Source organism: Afipia sp. GAS231, from assembly GCF_900103365.1.
GTDB lineage: Bacteria > Pseudomonadota > Alphaproteobacteria > Rhizobiales > Xanthobacteraceae > Bradyrhizobium.
In genome coordinates this window covers 4018373-4037882 of sequence record NZ_LT629703.1, presented here as the reverse complement: position 1 = coordinate 4037882, position 19510 = coordinate 4018373, and the positions used below count along the sequence as shown (strand labels likewise).

At 63.6% G+C, this 19510-nt stretch carries 13 protein-coding genes and 1 pseudogene; 10 read left to right on the top strand and 4 right to left on the bottom strand.

Features of this window, described 5'->3' with window-relative positions:
- The first annotated feature begins 60 nt into the window (after nucleotides 1–60).
- Both BLS26_RS19060 and BLS26_RS19055 read left to right on the top strand, forming a co-directional pair.
- Complete coding sequence (locus BLS26_RS19060; protein ID WP_092513648.1) at nucleotides 61–2511, top strand: adenylate/guanylate cyclase domain-containing protein; 2451 nt, start codon at nucleotides 61–63, stop codon at nucleotides 2509–2511.
- A gap of 250 nt (nucleotides 2512–2761) precedes the next feature.
- Nucleotides 2762–3986, top strand: a pseudogene (locus tag BLS26_RS19055) (IS481 family transposase).
- Between the two features lie 607 nt (nucleotides 3987–4593).
- On the opposite strand, the gene BLS26_RS19050 reads toward BLS26_RS19055, so the two are convergent.
- Nucleotides 4594–4920 carry a transcriptional regulator gene (locus BLS26_RS19050; RefSeq protein ID WP_092513647.1) on the bottom strand — a complete coding sequence of 109 codons (327 nt, stop codon included), beginning with the start codon at nucleotides 4918–4920 and terminating at the stop codon, nucleotides 4594–4596.
- A 273-nt stretch (nucleotides 4921–5193) separates the two neighbouring features.
- Here BLS26_RS19050 and BLS26_RS19045 point away from each other — a divergent pair, with 273 nt between their 5' ends.
- Nucleotides 5194–6036, top strand: a complete 843-nt coding sequence (locus BLS26_RS19045) for an efflux RND transporter periplasmic adaptor subunit (protein ID WP_244542011.1) — start codon at nucleotides 5194–5196, stop codon at nucleotides 6034–6036.
- A gap of 340 nt (nucleotides 6037–6376) precedes the next feature.
- Here BLS26_RS19045 and BLS26_RS19040 read toward each other — a convergent pair whose 3' ends face one another.
- On the bottom strand, nucleotides 6377–7216 hold the full coding sequence (locus BLS26_RS19040) for a caspase family protein (RefSeq protein WP_092518250.1): 840 nt from the start codon (nucleotides 7214–7216) through the stop codon (nucleotides 6377–6379).
- Between the two features lie 357 nt (nucleotides 7217–7573).
- Between BLS26_RS19040 and BLS26_RS19035 the strand changes: the two genes are divergently transcribed.
- The 7 genes from BLS26_RS19035 (at nucleotide 7574) to BLS26_RS19005 (ending at nucleotide 16753) form a co-directional block, all read left to right on the top strand.
- Nucleotides 7574–9301, top strand: coding sequence for a hypothetical protein (locus BLS26_RS19035; protein WP_092513644.1), 1728 nt, complete (start codon nucleotides 7574–7576; stop codon nucleotides 9299–9301).
- A gap of 228 nt (nucleotides 9302–9529) precedes the next feature.
- A complete protein-coding gene (locus BLS26_RS19030) occupies nucleotides 9530–10255 on the top strand; it encodes a thermonuclease family protein (RefSeq protein ID WP_092513642.1) in 726 nt (241 codons plus the stop codon).
- A gap of 148 nt (nucleotides 10256–10403) precedes the next feature.
- A complete protein-coding gene (locus BLS26_RS19025) occupies nucleotides 10404–11243 on the top strand; it encodes an LssY C-terminal domain-containing protein (protein WP_244541623.1) in 840 nt (279 codons plus the stop codon).
- A 139-nt stretch (nucleotides 11244–11382) separates the two neighbouring features.
- On the top strand, nucleotides 11383–12567 hold the full coding sequence (locus BLS26_RS19020; RefSeq protein WP_092513638.1) for an alanine--glyoxylate aminotransferase family protein: 1185 nt from the start codon (nucleotides 11383–11385) through the stop codon (nucleotides 12565–12567).
- A gap of 156 nt (nucleotides 12568–12723) precedes the next feature.
- Nucleotides 12724–13785 carry an ABC transporter ATP-binding protein gene (locus BLS26_RS19015; protein WP_092513636.1) on the top strand — a complete coding sequence of 354 codons (1062 nt, stop codon included), beginning with the start codon at nucleotides 12724–12726 and terminating at the stop codon, nucleotides 13783–13785.
- A 26-nt stretch (nucleotides 13786–13811) separates the two neighbouring features.
- Complete coding sequence (locus BLS26_RS19010) at nucleotides 13812–14879, top strand: ABC transporter substrate-binding protein (RefSeq protein WP_092518249.1); 1068 nt, start codon at nucleotides 13812–13814, stop codon at nucleotides 14877–14879.
- A 155-nt stretch (nucleotides 14880–15034) separates the two neighbouring features.
- Complete coding sequence (locus BLS26_RS19005) at nucleotides 15035–16753, top strand: iron ABC transporter permease (RefSeq protein ID WP_244541622.1); 1719 nt, start codon at nucleotides 15035–15037, stop codon at nucleotides 16751–16753.
- Nucleotides 16754–16865: 112 nt separating this feature from the next.
- Here the strand turns inward: BLS26_RS19005 and BLS26_RS19000 are convergent, their stop codons facing one another.
- Nucleotides 16866–17972, bottom strand: a complete 1107-nt coding sequence (locus tag BLS26_RS19000) for a hypothetical protein (RefSeq protein ID WP_092513634.1) — start codon at nucleotides 17970–17972, stop codon at nucleotides 16866–16868.
- A complete protein-coding gene (locus BLS26_RS18995) occupies nucleotides 17972–19408 on the bottom strand; it encodes an MBOAT family protein (protein ID WP_092513632.1) in 1437 nt (478 codons plus the stop codon). The genes BLS26_RS19000 and BLS26_RS18995 overlap by 1 nt, the downstream gene beginning before the upstream one ends.
- Between the last annotated feature and the right edge of the window lie 102 nt (nucleotides 19409–19510).

The following is a 19510-nucleotide window of genomic DNA, read 5'->3' as shown; positions in this document are numbered from 1 at the left end:
GGGGGCTGATTGCGGCAACGAAGCTGAGGCGCCCATCGAGGAGTGGCGCACGAGGGTGCGATGAGCGGGGTGAGGGATAAGATCTGGTTCCTGCGCGAGGGCCTGTTCGCCAAATACGTCATCGCCCTGGTCGGCCTCGTCGTGTTCGTGCTGGCGGTCAACGGCGCGATGGAAATCTGGATCAGCTACCGCGGCATCAAGACCACGCTCAACGACGGCATGTCGGAGAAGGCGGAGGCGACGGCCAAGCACATCGAGCAATCGATGGCCGACCTCGAGCGGCAGATCTCCTGGGCGACGCGGGCCTATTCCAACACCGTCGAACTGCGCCGCGCCGACTATGCGCAACTGCTGCGGCAGGTCCCCCAGGTCAGCCAGCTCTCGCTGCTCGACCCCCGCGGCCGCGAGCAGCTGCGGCTGTCGCGCCGCACCGTCAATGTCGGCAGCAACGTCGATTTCTCCCGCGACGTCTCCTTCACCGAAGCCACCGCCCGCGGCACCGGCTACGCCCCGCCCTATTTCCGCGGCGAGCATCCGTACATGACGATCGCGCTGTCGCATTCGGATTCCAACGTCACCGTCGCCGAGATCGATCTCGACTTCCTCTCTGAATTTTTGGGCGAAGCCCAGGTCGGCAAGGTCGCCTCTGCCTATGTCGTCGACGACAAGGGCCAGGTGCTGGCGAGTTCGTCGAAGGGGCCGGACGTCGGCAAGAGCCTTTCGGCATTGCCGCAGGTCGCGGCGGTGATGGTGCTCGGCGGCACCCGGCTTGCGGCCGGCACCGACAGCGCCGGCCAAGACGTACTGACCACGGCGAGCCCGGTGCCCAAGCTCGGCTGGTCCGTATTCTACGAACAGCCGACCGCGCAGGCGCTGACGCCGATCCGCGATCAACTGGTGCGGATCGCGTTCTTGATCATGCTCGGCCTCGTGGTCGCGATCATCGCCGGCACCATCATGGCGCGGCGCATGCTGGTGCCGATCACGGCGTTGCGCGCCGGCGCGCGGCGGCTCGGCGCCGGCGAATTCGGTCACCGCATCGAAGTGAAGACATCCGACGAACTCGAAGAGCTCGCCAACCAGTTCAACAGCATGGCCGGGCAACTGGCCGAGACCTATTCCGACCTCGAATGGAAGGTGAAGGAGCGGACGCGCGATCTGGCGCAATCGATCAACGAGCTCAAGGTGCTCGAGGAGGTCGGCCGCGCGGTGGCCTCCTCGCTCGATCTCAACGCGGTGCTGCCGACGGTCGCCGCCCGCGCGCTCGAAATCACCCATGCCGACGCGGTGCTGATCTACGGCTATGATGCCACCAACCACCAGTTCAACCTGACCGAAGCGATCGGTATCGACAAGGCGGCCGAAGGCGGCCATCGCGCCATCGACGAGGCCGGCAGCCCGCTCGGCGAGGCCGCGGCGAAGGCCGAGCCGATTTCGATTCCCAATCTCGACGCGACATCGGAACATCCGTTGCGCGACATGGCGGTCGCCGCCGGTTTCCATGCGGTGCTGGTCGTGCCGCTGGTCGATCAGCAGGGTATTCTCGGCTCGCTGGTGGTGCTGCGGCAGAGCGCCGGCGCGTTCTCGCCGAATTTGATCGGCTTGATGAAGACCTTTGCGCATCAATCGGTGCTGGCGATGCGCAATGCGCGGCTGTTTAGTGAAGTCGACCACAAGAGCCGCGAACTGCTGAGCGCCAACGACACCGTGCGGCAGCAGGCCGACAAGCTGCGGGAGCAGACCGACCAGCTCAAGGATTGGAACAGGTCGCTGGAGGAGCGGGTGGAGACGCAGCTCGGCGAGATCGAGCGCATTCGCCGGTTGGAGCGTTTCCTGGCGCCGCAGGTGGCGCAACTGATCGCGTCCTCCGACGGCCATGAAGGCCTGCTCGACAGCCACCGCCGCGAAGTCACGGTGGTGTTCTGCGACCTGCGCGGCTTTACCGCGTTCACCGAGTCGACCGAGCCGGAAGAGGCGATGAACGTGCTGCGCGAATATCACGCGGCACTCGGCAAGCTGATTTTCAAATACGAGGGCACGCTCGACAAATATGCCGGCGACGGCGTGATGATCCTGTTCAATGCGCCGATCCAGTTCGAGGACCACACCGCGCGCGCGGTGAAGATGGCGGTGGAGATGCGCGACACCATCGGCCCCTTGACCGAGCGCTGGCGCAACCGCGGCCACAACCTCGGCTTCGGCATCGGCATCGCGCTCGGCTATGCCACGCTCGGCCAGATCGGCTTCGAGAACCGGCTGGAATACGCCGCGATCGGCAGCGTCACCAACCTGGCTTCAAGGCTGTGCGACGAAGCCAAGGCCAACCAGATCGTGGTGTCCAGGCGCGTCTACGGCATGGTCGAGGAGTGGGTCGACGGCCGCGCGATCGACGATTTGAATTTGAAGGGCTTCAATCACCCGGTGCTCGCGGCGGAGATTCTGAGCTGGCGCGAGGAGGTCGACAATGTGGTGGATGCCGCAGCGTCGACGGCAAGGCGGAAGAAGAAATAATCTCCGAGTTCCGGGTTCGAGCCGAACCCCATAGTCTGCGGCAGACTCAAAACTACGAAAACAACCCCATGCAAAGTAGAAATATGCGTGGGGAAAGGCATGCGCAATTCGCCGTCAGCGATGTCAAACAGCCCTAGTCACCCACTCCGCTGTCATCGCCCGGCTTGATATACGGCCCGGAGACATGGGTAACATCGTTCGGAGACATGGGTAACACATCGACGGCATGGACAGGGCTTAGGAGGCCAGCATGCCGTGGCGCGAGGTGTCGTTCATGGATCAGAGACAGGAGTTCGTCGGGTTGTTTCAGCAGCCGGATGTGAACCGGAGGGAGCTTTGCCGACGGTTCGGTATCAGCCCGAAGACGGCCTATAAATGGCTGGCGCGGGCCGGGGTTGAGAACAAGGATTGGGCGCAAGACCGATCCCGGCGGCCTCGGATATCGCCTCGTCGAAGTACGGCCAAGATCGAGACGGCAGTCTTGGAGATACGCGAAGCCCACCCGGTCTGGGGTGCTCGCAAGATCCGGCGTTGTCTGGAAGACCAGCACAAGAATGTCCCCGCAGCTTCGACGGTTCACGCAATCCTGGCACGGCACGGCCGCGTCCCTTCGCCTGCGCAGCCGCCCCAATACAATCGCTTCGAGCATCCCGCGCCGAACGACGTCTGGCAGATGGACTTCAAAGGACGCTTCCCACTCGGCGATAGGCAGATGTGTCATCCGCTCACTATGATCGACGACCATTCGCGCTATGCTCTGTGCCTGCAGGCTTGCACCAACGAACAGGCGGAGACGGTCCAGCAGCACCTCGAACGCACCTTCCGCCGCTACGGACTTCCAAGCGCCTTTTTGGTAGATAACGGCGTTCCGTGGGGTACCTGTTCCGAAGTCCGGTGGACCAGACTTCGCGTCTGGTTGCTCAAGCTCGGCGTCAACGTCATCTATGCACGTCCCCATCACCCACAGACAAAAGGCAAGAACGAGCGGTTCCATCGCACGCTGAAGGCCGAAGTCCTATCGATGCGAACCTTTAGAACATCGAGAGAGCTGCAGAAGGCCTTCGACCATTGGCGCCACGTCTATAACAACCAACGACCGCACCATTCCCTCGGCCAGGAAGTGCCAGCAAGTCGCTACCGGCCGAGCCCTCGCTCACTGCCGAGCAAGCTGCGCGAGCCGGAATACGAAGAAGGAGCGATCCTGCGCAGAGCCGGCTCAGTCAAGGCCAACATCAGTTTTGGTAACAGGCGTTGGCACATGCCCGACGCATTCCGCGGCGAACTACTGGCCATCAGATCGCTCAACAAGGATGGAGAGTTCGGCGTCTTCTTCGGAGCCCACCAAATCGCATGCATCAATATGCGATTTGGTGTTCAATGAAACCGTTACCTATGTCCCCGAACACCCGTTACCTATGTCCCCGGTCCATACACTTGACCGGGCGACCCAGTATTCCAGAGACGTCAGCGATTGAACCGAGAAGCTGCTGCGTACTGGATGCCCCGCCTTCGCGGGGCATGACAAGCAAAATCATCCCGCTGCGCGATGCGCCCGGAGTTTTGAAAAACCTCACCCCCGAAAATCAGAGGGCGCAGGGAAGACCGGGTGCGCGCCGCACCCGCGGTCTCGTGCGCAATGTTGCAAAGGAGTGCTGCGCCCGAGCATACAGGTTTGGCGGAAGCCTCCGGCCTTCCCTGCGCAATGGCTTTACGGCTTATACGTGATCGCCCTGGTGACCCTGCTTTTTGTGACACCATCGCTCTAAAGGCCGCGTTAGCCGCCCTCGAACTTGACGCCTGCATCGGGGCGTCAGACCCACACGATTTCGCCGTACGCTAAAGGCCACCTCGTCTTGCGACCCTTGGCGTCCATCGCAGCCCTTCCCACGCCGTGACGATCGCGATACGCCCCTCTGGCGGGATGGGATGCGCGGATTGTGCGGTTGATTCCACCAACGACGGAAGCGAAATGTTTTTGCGTGGAGGGCTGGACGGGATTCTTGGTATCCCAGTTGATTTGCCCGTCGGGCAAGATTTACGGAAGCAGCCAGCCGGTTTTGCTCCTGCGGCAACGTCAGGTGCTCACGCCGCGTCGGCCACAGCACGCACTTCCAGATGCACACCAGTCTTGACCTGCAACACGCCGATCACGCCGAGTAGATTCTCAGCCGTTGGATTGCCGCCGGGCCCGAACATCCGCATCAAGCTTTTCTGCGGCCGCCCAAGTGCGGCGCTCAGTTTTTCGAAGCCCAGTGTCGCATTGATGTAGTCGCGGATCGCGGCGCGGCCGGCGTCGATGTCACCTTGCAGCAGGGTCTGTACGGCTTCCTGGAACAATGCGCGGCGAAAGGCAGGATCGCGCGCTGCGCGCGCCTGCACCGTTTGTCGGAAGTCCTTCGTCAGCCCCATGGCGTATTCCCGGATCAGAATCAATTGGTGCCATATATGTTACCACACTTCAACTGCCGCATCTTCGCGCAACTGAAGCTGATATCTGGCGCCCTGCCTCGACAAGCCTTTGTACGATTCTGTCCGCGAGCCTGATGGCCGGCTTTCGCTCCGGCTTGGCGCACCAACCACCATTCTGATATCCAAGACCCCGAAACCGGGAATGAAAAGCCGATGACTAACTTTCGCGCGCACGACTGCTCACTGAGGCTGGCCCATCTGATCGCGGCGAGCATGATCTGCCTGCTTTCCTCCCCCACCCTCGCCGCCGACGATCCCGAGGTCGCCCCGAAGGGCGCCGCGGTCACGGTGCTGAAGGCGGCGAAATCCTGTTTTGCCAATATCGTCGAGGTGTCCGGCACCATCATTCCGCGCGAGGAGACGCAGGTGCGGCCCGAGCGGATGGGGCTGAAGGTTTCCGAGGTGCTGGCGGATGCCGGCGATACCGTCACGGCCGGCCAGGTGCTGGCGCGGCTGACCTTGCCGGAGGGCGGCACGGTGACGGTGCAGACGCCGGTGGCGGGGCTGGTTTCGGCCACGACGGCCGCGGTTGGTGCGATGGCCTCGGGCAAGGGCGAGGCGCTGTTTTCGGTGATCGCGCGCAGCGAGTTCGATCTGGTCGGCCTGGTGCCGACGCGCGACATCGCCAAGCTCGCGGTCAACCAGACCGCAAGGATCAAGGTGATCGGCGCCGGCGACGTCGACGGCAAGGTGCGGCGGCTGTCGACCACGGTGCAGCCGGACAGCCAGCTCGCCCAGGCCTTCATCGGTATCACCACCAATCGCCGGCTGTTGGTGAATTCGTCCGGCCGCGCGCTGATCACGACCGGGCAGAGCTGCGGGCTTTCGGTGCCGCTGACGGCGATTCTCTACGGCTCCGCCGGCACCGTGGTGCAGGTGGTGCGGCGCGCCCGCGTCGAAACAAGGCGGGTGGAAACCGGGTTGATGTCGGGCGGCCAGGTCGAAATCCGCGAAGGCTCGCAACTGGTCGAAGGCGATATCGTGGTCGCCCGCGCCGGCGCCCTGCTGCGCGAAGGCGATCCGGTGCGGCCGGTGACGGCGGCGGGGGTGAAGTAGGTACGCCGGCGAAGGCGCCCCCTCTCCCGCTTGCGGGCCGAGACGAGCAAAGCTCGCTCTTTGAGGGTTGGGGTGGGGGTGCCTCCGCAAACGCCGGCGCGAGTGGATAGATTTCCCCCACCCGCCACGCTCAGGCAGCGCAAGTGCGCTGCCGGGCGTGTCGACCTAAGAGCGAGCTTCGCTCGTCTCGACCCCGCAAGCGGGAGAGGTGCAGCGGAGCGAGCTGAGAGAAAGACGTGGATGGCCGGGTCAAGCCCGGCCATGACGGATGAATCACATCACGCGGCGTATGGGTCCCGGCCTTCGCCGGGACGACGCTGAGAGTGTCGCGCTCGAGCCTTTACCCGCCGATGCGGACGTCTTCCAGCAGCGACGAGGACACCGACGGCACCTGCTCGCCATCGCTGGCGCGGGAGATGGCGACGCGGGTCTTGTTGAAGACCTGCTCGGCGCCGGTCTGCGCATTCAGGTTGTTGAGCAGCTCGGTGACCAGCACGCTGTACTGGCCCTTGCCGTCATCGGTCACCTTGCCGGGGGTCGCCGACGACAGCACCAGCGCGTTTTCCGGCGGCGAGATCGGGGCGAGGCCGTGGCTGAAGGAGCGGAAGCGGCGCTCATAGGGGTTGCGGCGCGAGGCATCGACCACGACGAGCTTGGCCTTGGCGCCCTTCTCGGTCATCGCGTCCAGCGCCTGCTCGATGCTGACGCCGGAGCGGCGGACGTCGCTTTCCTTCCAGATCGCGGCATCGACCGGGATCATGAAACTCTCGCGGCCGACCTGGATGCCGTAGCCGCCGAAGAACAGCATCACGACGGTGTCCTTGCGGATCTTGGACTTCATCCGCTCGATGGCGCGGGCCATGTCGTCGCGGGTGGCGTCTTCCACCACGTCGACGTCGACGCCCTGGGCGCGCAGCGCCGCGGTCAGGCCGCGGGCGTCGTTGATCGGCTGCGCCAGCGGCGCGTTGGCATCCGGATAGTGGCCGTTGCCGATGACGAGCGCGACGCGGGCCGCGCCCTGGCCGATCGAGCCGGTCTGCTCGGTGCCAACAGCCTTGGCGGCATCGAGCGCGCGCTTGTTGAGCGCGGCATGGGCGCCGATCGCCAGCGACACCAGGCCGACCAGAGCGACGGCAATGGTGACGGGGCGTCGGGAGATCCGGGCTTGCGTCAAATTCATCGTTTCCATTCCCAATCGTTTTCCAGCGCGCGCCAGTTAGTCGCGCCAATGCCGGTTAGGTTTGTGGGGTTGCCAAATGTGTGCCGTTCAATTGCGCGCAATTTGCGGCACTGCAACAAAGAAACCCTTAACCCGCACGGCCGGCCGGGGCAACCTCCTTTGGCGCATGGAGCCGATGGCGGCGGATGATGGCGGGAACTTGGGCCGATTTATGTGATATGCATCACATTTGCGTTTCCCGCCAAGCTGTATAGTTTTCAAGGGCTTGCAGGCCGCGTTCGGCCGGCGGTGGCTGCCTTTGGGTCCGCTTGGGTTCCGGCAGCCCTTAAGTTTACCGTTCCGGCTGAAAGAAACGGCATGGGTTTTCAGTATTTTGCCGGCGCGGCTTTTCGCGCGCTGACCGCCCGGAAGGACGGTCCGTCGCTGTACGACGTCTGCGATCCCGTGCTGCTGAACTACTGCGGTGGCGACCCCCATCTCGGCAAATTCTACAAGACCGCGCTCGGCAACCCGGCGCTGCGGCCGCTGCTCCGCCGCACCGGGCTGCCGGCCCTGAACGACGCGGGAAGGCTGCAGCGGCTGCGCGCGGCGCTAACCCAAGCCCGCGACGCCGCCGAACCGGACTGGGCCGCGGTCGGCGCGCCCATCGCCGAGCTGATGGCCGATATCGGGGTGCGCCACCCGGAGCCGGCCAAGGTCGCGGCTCAGGCCCGCGCGCCCTCTGCGGCCGAGATCGAGCGCGTCATCCGCCGCTGCGGCGCGCATCTCTTGGGCTCGTTCGCCAAAAACGGCTTCATCCCGACCTATGCCGCGTTCAACCTGCTCGGCGATGCCGACATCAGCGGGCGCGAAATGCTGATGGCGCTGACCGGGCTGAACGCCCGCGGCTACAAGAACTCGACCTTGCTGTTCAGCCTGGCGCGGATCTTCATCGCGCATTCGCCGGCGCGGGCGCTGATCAACCCGCCCTGGACTGGTGTAGCCGAGCCGATGTGGGAGCCGATGCAGATCCGGCACCGCTCGGCCTATTACGACGCCTTCTTCACCGAGGCGCTGCTGAGCTTTGTCGAGACCGGGCTCGCCTCGGGCGAGGAGACCGCGGCGTCGCAGCGCGCGATATCAGAGATGGTGGCGTTCTGCCTGAAGACCAGCGCCGAGGAAGTGCCCTCGCATGACGGCTCGACGGTGCGCGTCATCACCGCGCTGGCGCCCGGATCGGGGCCGCGGTTCTCGCGCTTCTTCGCGCAGATCAAGCAGGACCTCGGCTTCGGCATCTACGTGCCCGACTGCGACACCACCGCGTGCTCGTTTTCGGCCGCCACGCAGGCGGGCTCGACCGATCCGATCCTCGATCAGCCGCTGCTCGACTTCTACAAAGGCTATCAGGTGCGCGAGGGCGCCAACGAGCCACGCGTCACCGTGCCCTTGAACGACCATATCGATTACGAGGGCGGCGTCGTCACCTGGATCGACAATCTCGCCGGCGACCGGCCCTACGGCAACGACCTCGATCCGACGCTCAACCTCGACATTCTCGAGGTCAGCTTTCGCAACCTCGCGCGCTGGAAGATTCTGGAGACGCCGCAGCGGCTGGAGACCGTGCATCGCATCATCGGCTTCCAGCGCAAGCTCGCGGCAAGCGGCGCCTTCGCCAACCCGCGTTCGCATATCTATTATCTGCCCGAACTCTACTCGGCCTATTTCGGCCGCTGCCATGCCGCGTTCATGGCATTGCCTTTGGCCGCGCGGCAGGCGATCGATCCCGACGGCGCGTTCGCGTTCATCCGGGCCAAGGTGCTGGCCTATGTCGAGGGCGAGCTGATCGCGCGGGAGATGAACGCGTTCGATGCGGCGCTGGCGCTGATGGCGCTGGCGCATCTCGGCGCCGACGTCGCGACGTTTACGCCGGCGCTGGCGTGCATCGTGGCTGACTTCGGCGAAGGCGGCAGGCATGGGCCCTACAAGGCCTATGAGTGGAACAAGATGAAGACCCCGACGCGGATTCTGGTCGGCGGCCCCGAGGTGACGTCGGCCTTCGTGCTGATGGGGCTGGCGCTGGCGCGGGGGAAGATGGCGGAAGCTTGATTGTCATTCCGGGATGGTCCGAAGGACCAGACCCGGAAGTTCGAGATTCCGGGTTCGATGCTCACGCATCGCCCTCAGGTGCGCAATTGCGCACCGGGGAATGACAACGACAATGACGGGAAGTTGAAGGCGGGCGCCAGCCCGGGTGTTGGCAAGCCAGTCGCATTGCCCGCACAATGATGAGGCAGATTTGATCGAGGCCCTTTGCGTTCACTTTCGGGATTGCCGATGACATCGAAGTTCTTGCTCGCCGCACTGCTGTCGCTGCTGCCGGTCCTGGCGCAGGCGGCCGAAATCACAGGCGTCCCCCGCATCCGCGAAGGCGACCACATCCAGATCGGCAACAGCCGCATTCGCCTGGGGGGAATCGACGCGCCGGCGGTCGACCAGCTTTGCCTGAACAATTCGGGCGAGCGCTGGACCTGCGGCGTCGCCGCCCGCGACGAACTGATCAAGCATGTCGGCAGTAAAAGCTGGACCTGCCATCCCCGCACCACCGACCGCCGCGGCCGCACCGTGGCGCGCTGCGAGGTCGAGGGCGAGGACATCCAGAAATGGCTGGTCGCCAACGGCTGGGCGCTGTCCTACACCCGTGTCAGCCATGACTACGACGCCGATGAACAAGCCGCGCGCGAGGCCAAGGCCGGGATGTGGCAGGGCGCCTTCATCGCGCCGTGGGACTGGCGCGTCCGCAACAAGAAGACCGCCATTCTCGGCGCCGCGAAGGCGCCGGAAAATGCCAAATCGATCCTGTTGGCATCGGCCTCGGGCCCGGTCGCGCCCTCGCCCGACTGCACCATCAAGGGCAACGTCAACACCTCGGGCGAATGTATCTACCACACCCCTAGCAGCCGCTGGTATGCGCGGATCCAGATGCATGTGAACAAGGGCACCCGCTGGTTCTGCTCGGTCGAGGACGCCGAAGCCGCCGGCTGCCGCGAGACCAAGCGGTAGCTGTCTTCGGGGCCTCATGGTTCGAGACGCGCGGCGTTGCCGCGCTCCACCATGAGGAATTCAAAGTCTCTCCCTCATCCTGAGGAGGCGCGTAGCGCCGTCTCGAAGGATGAAGCCACCATCCGCATCAACATCCAAGAGCATTGTAGTGTCCGACCTCTACGACGAACTGGAATCGCAGCGGCAGCGCCGGCATTCGCGGCTGGAGCGAATTCTTTTGATCTCGCTCGTTGTCGTCGCGGCCTACACCGCACTGGCTTATCTGCTGCTGCCGCTATTCTGGACTCACTACGAGCACCAGAAAGGCCTCGCCAACCTGCCGATGGTGACGCGCACCGCGCAAGGCATTCCCGGCGATCCCATGAATGTCGGCCTCGTCGGCGATCGCAGCGACGTCATCTGCGCGATGCATGCGGCGGGCTGGTATCCGGCCGATCCGATCACGCTGAAATCGTCGATCGAGATCGTAGGCTCCGTGTTGCTGGACCGGCCCTACAAGGACGCGCCGGTGAGCAATCTCTATTACCTCGGCCGCCGCGAGGATCTCGCCTTTGAAAAACCGATCGGCCAGAACGCCGATCGCCGCAACCATGTGCGCTACTGGAAGGTGCTGGACCAGGGCGAGGAAAAACGTCCGGTGTGGCTGGGTGCGGCAACGGAGGATCGCGGCGTCGGCGTTAGCCACTACACTGCGGCGGTCACGCATCACATCGCCGCCGATCTCGATGCCGAACGTGCGCTGCTGGTGGCTGATCTCGAAAACGCCGGGATGGTCGACGCCAAATATCAGGTCACCGGCATCGGGCCGACGCTCGCCGGCCACAATGGCGGCGGCGACCTCTATTACACCGACGGCGAGATCTGGGTGCTGCGGCTGGTTGCAGCCTGCAAGAAGCGCGACGGGCCCGCGGTGACGATCCCAAGCCCGCCGGCGACCGAGATGAAAGATCAGATCTGGCACGCGATCGCCGACGCGATGCCTAAATAACGCGAGAACACTCGGAGCAATCCGGCCTTTTTGCGGCTCTGGATTGCGTCGCTGCGCTCGCAATGACGGCTTTGATCGCCTATTGTGGAACTCAGGGCTGAATGTTCGACGCTAAATCTCCGACAAGGAAAACCAAAAAATGACCGTTCGCGCGGGCCGGGAATTTCTGGCCATCCCCGGGCCCACCACCATGCCCGACGAAGTGCTGCAAGCGATGCATCGCCCGGCGCTCGACATTTATTCCAACGAAATGGTGGAGCTGACGCACGGCCTGCTCGCCGATCTGTCCAAACTGTTCCGGACCAAAGGCCACTCCTACATCTACATCGCCAACGGCCACGGCGCCTGGGAGGCAACGCTCTCCAACGTGCTGTCGCGCGGCGACAAGCTCTTGGTGCTGGAAAGCGGCCGCTTCGCGATCGGCTGGGGCATGGCCGCCAAGGCGATGGGCGCCGATGTCGAAGTGCTGAAGGGCGACTGGCGCCGCGCCATCCGCCCCGCCGAGGTCGAGGCACGGCTACGCCAGGACAAGGATCACAAGATCAAAGCCGTCGTCGCGGTGCAGGTCGATACCGCGTCAGGCGCCTATAACGACATCGAAGCGATCGGCAAGGCGATCAAGGCCTCCGGCCATCCGGCATTGTTCATGGTCGATACGGTGGCGTCGCTCGGCTGCATGCCGTTCGAGATGGACGCATGGGGCATCGACGTCGCGATGTCGGGTTCGCAGAAGGGCCTGATGACGCCGCCCGGCCTTGGCTTCGTCGCCGCCAACGATCGCGCCCGCGAAGTACACAAGAAGGCTGATCTGCGCACGCCCTATTGGGACTGGACCGAGCGCGACGGCAGCGAACACTACCGCAAATATGCCGGCACCGCGCCGGTGCATCTGTTGTTCGCGCTGCGCAAGGCAATCGACATGCTCCACGCCGAAGGATTGGAAAACGCCTTCCTGCGCCATAGTCTGCTCGCCGAAGCGGTGCGCCGCGCGGTTGCGGTCTGGGCCGAGGGCCAGGTGCTCGGCTTCAACATTGCCGAAGCGAACGAGCGCTCCAATACGGTCACGACGGTGACGGTGAACGGCCATGATCCTGCTGCGCTGCAGCGCTACTGCAAGGAAAAATGCGGCGTAGTGCTCGGCACCGGGATCGGCGACCTCTCGGGCCAGGCGTTCCGGATCGCCCATATGGGCCACGTCAACGCCCCGATGGTCCTCGGCACGCTCGGCGTCATCGAAGTCGCGCTCAATGCGCTCGATATCCCCCACGGCAAGGGTGGAACCGAAGCCGCGATCGAATATCTCGGCGAGAACGTGAGCGCATAACGATTTAGCCCTCCTCGCGAGAGACAGGGCTAAATAACATGCAGCCATTCCACTTTCGGCGGCTTTTCCTCCCGGCATTTTTCGTGCTTATACTGGCATACAAGTATACAAGCGCCGGACGCTGATCCGCGTAAGAAAAATGCTGGAGGAATCCGATTGGCGTCCGTTGATTTGCGCGGCCTGACCAAGCGCTTTGGTGCGCTTGCGGTGGTCGATAACGTCTCGCTGCGGATCGATCACGGGCAACTGGTCTGCCTGCTTGGCCCGTCCGGCTGCGGCAAGACCACGACCTTGCGGCTGATCGCCGGTTTCCTGGAACCTTCCGACGGCGAAATCCATGTCGGCGACCGGCTGGTGTCGTCGAAAGCGCGCACGCTGCCGCCCGAGCAGCGCAAGATGTCGATGATCTTCCAGAGCTACGCGCTGTGGCCGCATATGACGGTCACTGAAAATATCGTCTACGGCCTGCGGCTGCGCAAGATGGACCGCGATACCATCGCCAAGAAGCTGGCGGCGATTCTCGCCACCACCAAGCTCGAGCCGCTGGCGCAACGCTATCCCGGCGAACTCTCCGGCGGCCAGCAACAGCGCGTGGCGCTGGCGCGCGCCTTGATCGTCGAGCCGGAAACGCTGCTGCTCGACGAGCCGTTGTCGAACCTCGACGCCAATCTGCGCGAGGAAATGCGGTTCGAGATCCGAAGGCTGCACGACGAATATCGTTACACGACGGTCTATGTCACCCACGACCAGTCCGAGGCCATGACCACCGCCGACCTGATCGCGGTCATGAACGGCGGCAAGATCGACCAGCTCGGCTCGCCGGAGGACATTTACGCGCGGCCGGAATCCGAATTCGTCGCGCGTTTCATCGGCGCCAGCAACGTCATCAAGGGCACCGCGCGCGACGGCAATCATGTGACCTTCGCGGGCGCCACCCTGCAGGTGATCGGCGCGCCGCTCACGGCGGGCCAGAGTGCGGCGGTGGCGATCCGCCAGCACGACATCGGACTTTCGACGCAGGCGCCGGCTTCGCCCGATAATGTAATCAAGGCGGTCGTGACCCGTCAGGTCTTTCTCGGCGCCAACAGAGACTACATGGTCGAAGTCGTTGATGGCACGGCGCTGCGCGTCACCACGCCGACCGAAACCAATGTCGGCAAAGGCAGCGAAGTCTGGCTGACGCTACCGCCCGACCGCTGCCGCGCGTTGAGCCGGTGAAAAACAAAAAGAAACGGGAGGACGCGATGAAGGGACGAAGACTTTCGCGACGCGACATCCTGCAGGGCGCGGCCGCGTTGGCGGCGGGAACTGTGTTCGCCTCGCCGATTCGCGCCGAGGCGCCGGCACCGGTCGCGATCACGGCTGCGCTGGTGGACGCGGCGAAGAAAGAGGCCAAGGTCATTCTCTACTCCTCGATGGATCTGCCGGTCGGCGAAAAGCTCGGCAAGGCGTTCGAGGCCGCCTATCCCGGCATTTCCGTGCAGATCGAGCGCTCCGGATCGGAGCGGCTGTTTCAGCGGCTCGACCAGGAATTCGGCTCGGGTATCCGCTCTGCGGATGTCGTCAACACCTCGGATGCGTCGCACATCATTTCCTGGAAGAAGAACGGCTGGCTGGCGCCTTTCGTGTCGGAGGATATCGCCCAGCATTTCCTTCCTGACTATCGCGACCCCGACGGCATGTCCGCGACCTCGCGGATCTATCTGTCCTCGATCGCCTACAATACCAAATTGGCGAAACCCGAGGACGCGCCGAAAAGCTACGCCGACCTGCTCGATCCCAAATGGGCCGGCAAGATGGTCAAGGGCCATCCCGCCTATAGCGGCACCATCATGACCGCGACCTTCCAGCTGGTTCGCGAACTCGGTTGGGATTATCTCGACAAGCTTTCGAAGCAACGTGTGATGCAGGTGCAGTCCTCGACCGATCCGCCAAAGAAACTTGCGCTCGGCGAACGCGCTGTGATGGCCGATGGCAATGAATATGGAGTCGTGCTGCTGAAGGAAGCCGGCCAGCCGGTCGAGCCGATCTATCCGACCGAGGGCACGCCGACGATCTCGGGGCCGACCGCCATCTTTGCGTCCGCGCCGCATCCCAATGCCGCGCGGCTGTTCCAGGCCTGGCTGCACACCCGCGAGACCCAGCAATTCTTTTGCGACTATACCGCGCAATACTCGGCCCATGCGCAAGTGGTGCCGCACCCCGGCCGACGAAAACTCTCCGACATCAAGCTGATGAAGGAGGATGCCGCCGGCGTCGAGCAAATGGCGGAAGAAATCAAGACGCGCTATGCGCGGCTGTTCAAAGTCTAACTTCCTCATGGTGAGGAGGCGCGCGCACCAACCAACGACGTCATTCCGGGATGGTCCGAAGGACCAGACCCGGAATCTCGAGATTCCCCGATGCGCATTGCGCATCTGAGGTTCGATGCTTCGCATCGCCCCGGAATGACGGAGAGAGAATTTACATGACCATCACCACCACTGCCGCCCCCAAAACCCGCATCGACTGGACCAGGCCGGTGCTGTCGCTGGTTGCGTTCTTCATGGTGGTGCTGATTGCGCTGCCGCTGTCGTGGCTGGCAATCTACGCATTCACCGACAAGGCGCGGCATCCGACGCTGCAGAATTTCGTCACGCTGTTCACCAACCCGGATTTCCTCGACCCGCTGCTGACCACCGCGATCATCGCCACCACCTCGGCGGTGATCTGCTGCCTGGTCGCAGCACCGATCAGCTGGCTGGTATCGCGCACCGACATGCCGGGGCGGCAAACCATCCGGTCGTTGGTGACGGCCTCGTTCGTGACGCCGCCGTTTCTCGGCGCGGTCGCCTGGGAATTGCTGGCCGCGCCGAACTCAGGACTGCTGAACCAGCTCTACCGGTTCCTGACCGGCGCCGATTCCGATTCCGTTCTGTTCAACATCTACTCGCTGACCGGGATCATCTTCGTGATCTCCTGCTACACCTTTCCGTTCGTGTTCGTGCTGGTCGCCAATGCGCTCGACAACATGCCGGGCGAGCTCGAAGACGCCTCCGCCATTCTCGGCGGCAAGGCCTGGACCACGGCGCGCCGGGTCACGATTCCGCTGGCGCTGCCGGCGCTGGTCGCCGGCGCGTTGATCGCCTTCCTGCAGGCGATGACGCTGTTCGGATCGCCCGCGATCCTGGCGCTGCCCGCCGGCTTCCACACCATGACCACGAAAATCTGGAGCCTGTTCCAGTATCCGCCGAAGCTGGAACTGGCGGCGGCCGCCGCGGTGCCGCTGCTGGTGCTGACGATCCTGCTGCTGCAGGGCCAGAAATTCCTGCTCGGCCGCCGCGGCTATTCGGTGGTCGGCGGCAAATACGGCGCGCCGCGCCAGGTCGAACTGAAGCGATGGCGTTGGGCGGCGCTGGCATTCTGCCTCATCGTGCTGCTCAATCCGGTGTTCCTGCCGTATCTGGCGCTGCTCAATGCGGCGATCTCGCCGAATGCGACGACGCTGGTGACGCCGTCGACGGCGACCTGGCACAACGTCGTCTTCGTGTTCACGGAGTTGTCGTCCACCCAGCTCGCGCTCAAGAATACGGTGATCCTGGGCGCCTCTACCGCGACCATCGGCACCGTTCTTGCGCTTGTCATCGCCTATGTCACCACCCGCCGCGTCATCGCCGGCCATCGCATCCTCGGCTTTCTTGCCACCGCGCCCGTCGCGGTTCCCGGAATCGTGCTCGGCGTCGGCCTGTTCCTCAGCTACACGCGGCCGCCTTTCGTGCTGTATGGCACGCTGTGGATCCTGCTGATCGCGTTTCTCACCATCAACCTGCCGTCGGCCTATCAGCAATTGCAGGCGGCGTTCGCCACCATCCATCCCGAGCTCGAAGACGCCAGCCGCATCCTCGGCGCGACACGGCTGCAGTCGCTGCGGCAGATCACAGCACCCTTGCTGCGCACCGGCGTGATCGCGACCTGGTGTTTCATCTTCATCGGCGTGATGCGGGAATTGTCGGCGGCGATCGTGCTGTTCACCTCGCAGACCAAGGTGTTGAGCGTGCTGATCTACGACCTCAACGAAAGCGGCGACCTCGCCGCGATCTCGGTACTCGGCATCGCCATGCTGGTGATTACCTTCGCTGTGGTGATGGCCGTCAACCGGATTCCGATGTTCGGCGGCAACGCGACGGCAAGGTTGCGGAATAGTTAGCGTCCCCCTTGCCGTCATTGCGAGGAGCGAAGCGACGAAGCAATCCAGCCTTTCTTTGTGACGAGAGATGGATTGCTTCGCTCCGCTCGCAATGACGGGGAGAGGTCGCGACCTACCGTTCCAGCCGATACGCCTCGACCTGCGACTTGAGCCGCTCCAACGACGCCAGCGGCGCTGATCGCTCAACCCCATATTTCCGCTCCGCCAGCCACTGCAGCACCCTCAGATCCACCGCCGGCGAATGGTGGATGACATCGCCATAGTTTGCGAGGTCATGGGTCACCTCCTTCACCGCGCGAAAGTCGTACAGCCGCACATTGGGCAACGCCAGCAACCGCGGAAACGCATAGGCGGTAAAGTCGTAGACGGTCTTCAGCGCCGCCGGCGCAGCGTCGCGCATCGCCACGAACTGCAGGATTGAGTAAGGCGGGAAATAGATATCGAACGTCACATCCGGATGTTTCGAAATCAACCCGATGGCGTCGCGTTCGAACGCGCGGACCATCGCGTCATAATTGTAGCCGTCGGCCAGATAGCGGCTGCGAACGGGATCGGTGATATGCTTGAAAGCGGCGATCGCCTTTTTGGCGTTGTAGGCGCCGGCGACGTCGTAATCCGGCGGCAGCGAATTGATGTCGTCGACATCGGCGATCGGAAACTTGAAGACGAGGTCCGAGGTCAGCCGCGCGACAACAGGTTCAAGCGGCGGCAGCGACCGCGCCAGAATCCACAGCGACTCCCGCGCCATCTGACCGCTGAACAGGTAGCCCGCCAGGCCCACGGCGCTGCGGCGATAGAGCCCGGAGGGAAGATAGACGTCGGAATCGATCTCCGGCGTGTCGCGAAAGATCCAGTCGTCGATCTGCCAGACCACGCGCCTGGGATGCCGCGCCATCGCCGCATCGAGCACAAAGCTCTGTTCGCGCGAATTCGATCCCGTCATCGACAGCTTTAGCGAACGGCCGCCGAGGATGCGGTCGATGTCGCGCTGACGGAAATGAATCGCGAGCGACGTGCCCATGAAGGCGGTGTCGAATGGCTGGCTTCGGATCAAGCCGGCGTCCTGCATCCGCGTATCCGCCGAATACATCGCCGGAAACAGCCGCGACGGACGGAACAGCTGCAGGGGATCGACGACGAAGTTGAGCGCCGCGGCCATCAGCAGGATGAACGCGCTCGCGCACAGAAACTTCAGGAGATTTTTGGCGACAGGGCTCATCAGAACCTGAAATAGATGAATTCGCTGTGCTGCTGGATTCCCAGAATCCCGAACGCCAGCACCGCGGCGGCGGCGTAGAGGAACCAGGGACGCAGTCGCGCTTGTGTCAGACTATCGCCGACGGTGCGGCGCGCGTGGTCATAGCCCATGACCGCCTGCGTATTCGGCGCGAACCACGCCAGCGCGGCATAGCAGGCGATGAAGGCCAGATTGGCGATTTCAATACGACCGAGCGCGAGCCGGCTCGGATCGGCCATCCGCACCAGCACGTAGATAGCCGAATCGATGTCGTCGGCGCGGAAGAACACCCAGGCGACGACAACCGACAGAAACGTCAGCACCGCACCCACGAGCGTCGCCGCCGGCCGCAGCCGCGGCGCGACCTCCGGACCAAACCGGTTCCAGGCGTGATTGATACAGAGATAGGCGCCGTGCAGCGCGCCCCAAACCACAAACGTCCAGGCCGCGCCATGCCAGAGGCCGCCGAGCAGCATCGTGACCATGAGGTTGACATAGCGCCACACCGGGCCGCGCCGGTTGCCGCCGAGGGGTATGTAGAGATAGTCGCGCAGGAATTGCGACAGCGTCATGTGCCAGCGCCGCCAGAACTCGATGATCGAGGTCGCCTTGTAGGGCGAACTGAAATTCAGCGGCAGGAAGATGCCGAACATCAGCGATATTCCGATCGCCATGTCTGAATAGCCGGAGAAGTCGAAATAGAGCTGGAACGTATAGGCCAGCGCGCCGGTCCAGGCCTGATCAAAGGTCGGCGACCCCGGACCGAACACGGGTCCGACCAACGGCTGAATGCCGTCGGCCAGACAGGTCTTCTTGAACAGCCCGATCGCAAAGATGATCAGGCCGCACAGAATGAGATGCGGATCCGGGCGTTTTGTTTCGGCACGCTCGAACTGCGGGATCATGTCCCGGTGGTGCAGGATCGGCCCCGCGATCAGATGCGGGAAGTACGTGACGAACAGCGCGTAATGCGGCAGCGCGTAGCGCGCGACCTTGCCTCGGTAAGCATCGACCAGAAACGCGACCTGGGTGAAGCTATAGAAGGAGATGCCGACCGGCAGCAGGATGTGGACGACAAAGCCGGTCGAAAACAGCGCGTTGAAATTAGCAGCGAGAAAGCCGGCATATTTGAAGATGCCGAGCACCAGGAGATCGCCGGCCACGCCGGCCGTGAGCACCGCAAACCGCACCCTGGGGCGCAAATCCCTCGCAATCAAGAGATAGCCGACGCCGTAATTGAACGCGATCGACGCCAGCAGCAACAGCACGAACGGCCAGTTGCTGAACGCGTAAAACGCCAGAGAAGCCAGCGCCAGCCAGATGACCGGGGCCAGATTGCTGCCGCGGCCGAGCGCGAAATAGCCCGCCAGCACGACCGGCAGGAACAAAAAAATGAACGAATAGGAATTGAAGAGCATCAGGCTTTCCCGGCGGGGCCGAAAAGCCTAACCATACAACGCGGGAGGCAACAACCCTGCGGCGGCGGGTGTGGCAATCCGCGCGTTGAGATACGATATAAG

Coding starts and splice junctions, on each gene's coding strand:
- BLS26_RS19060 (WP_092513648.1), top strand. CDS start 61: ATGAGCGGGGTGAGGGATAAGATCTGGTTCCTGCGCGAGGGCCTGTTC.
- BLS26_RS19050 (WP_092513647.1), bottom strand. CDS start 4,920: ATGGGGCTGACGAAGGACTTCCGACAAACGGTGCAGGCGCGCGCAGCG.
- BLS26_RS19045 (WP_244542011.1), top strand. CDS start 5,194: ATGATCTGCCTGCTTTCCTCCCCCACCCTCGCCGCCGACGATCCCGAG.
- BLS26_RS19040 (WP_092518250.1), bottom strand. CDS start 7,216: ATGAATTTGACGCAAGCCCGGATCTCCCGACGCCCCGTCACCATTGCC.
- BLS26_RS19035 (WP_092513644.1), top strand. CDS start 7,574: ATGGGTTTTCAGTATTTTGCCGGCGCGGCTTTTCGCGCGCTGACCGCC.
- BLS26_RS19030 (WP_092513642.1), top strand. CDS start 9,530: ATGACATCGAAGTTCTTGCTCGCCGCACTGCTGTCGCTGCTGCCGGTC.
- BLS26_RS19020 (WP_092513638.1), top strand. CDS start 11,383: ATGACCGTTCGCGCGGGCCGGGAATTTCTGGCCATCCCCGGGCCCACC.
- BLS26_RS19010 (WP_092518249.1), top strand. CDS start 13,812: ATGAAGGGACGAAGACTTTCGCGACGCGACATCCTGCAGGGCGCGGCC.
- BLS26_RS19005 (WP_244541622.1), top strand. CDS start 15,035: ATGACCATCACCACCACTGCCGCCCCCAAAACCCGCATCGACTGGACC.
- BLS26_RS19000 (WP_092513634.1), bottom strand. CDS start 17,972: ATGAGCCCTGTCGCCAAAAATCTCCTGAAGTTTCTGTGCGCGAGCGCG.
- BLS26_RS18995 (WP_092513632.1), bottom strand. CDS start 19,408: ATGCTCTTCAATTCCTATTCGTTCATTTTTTTGTTCCTGCCGGTCGTG.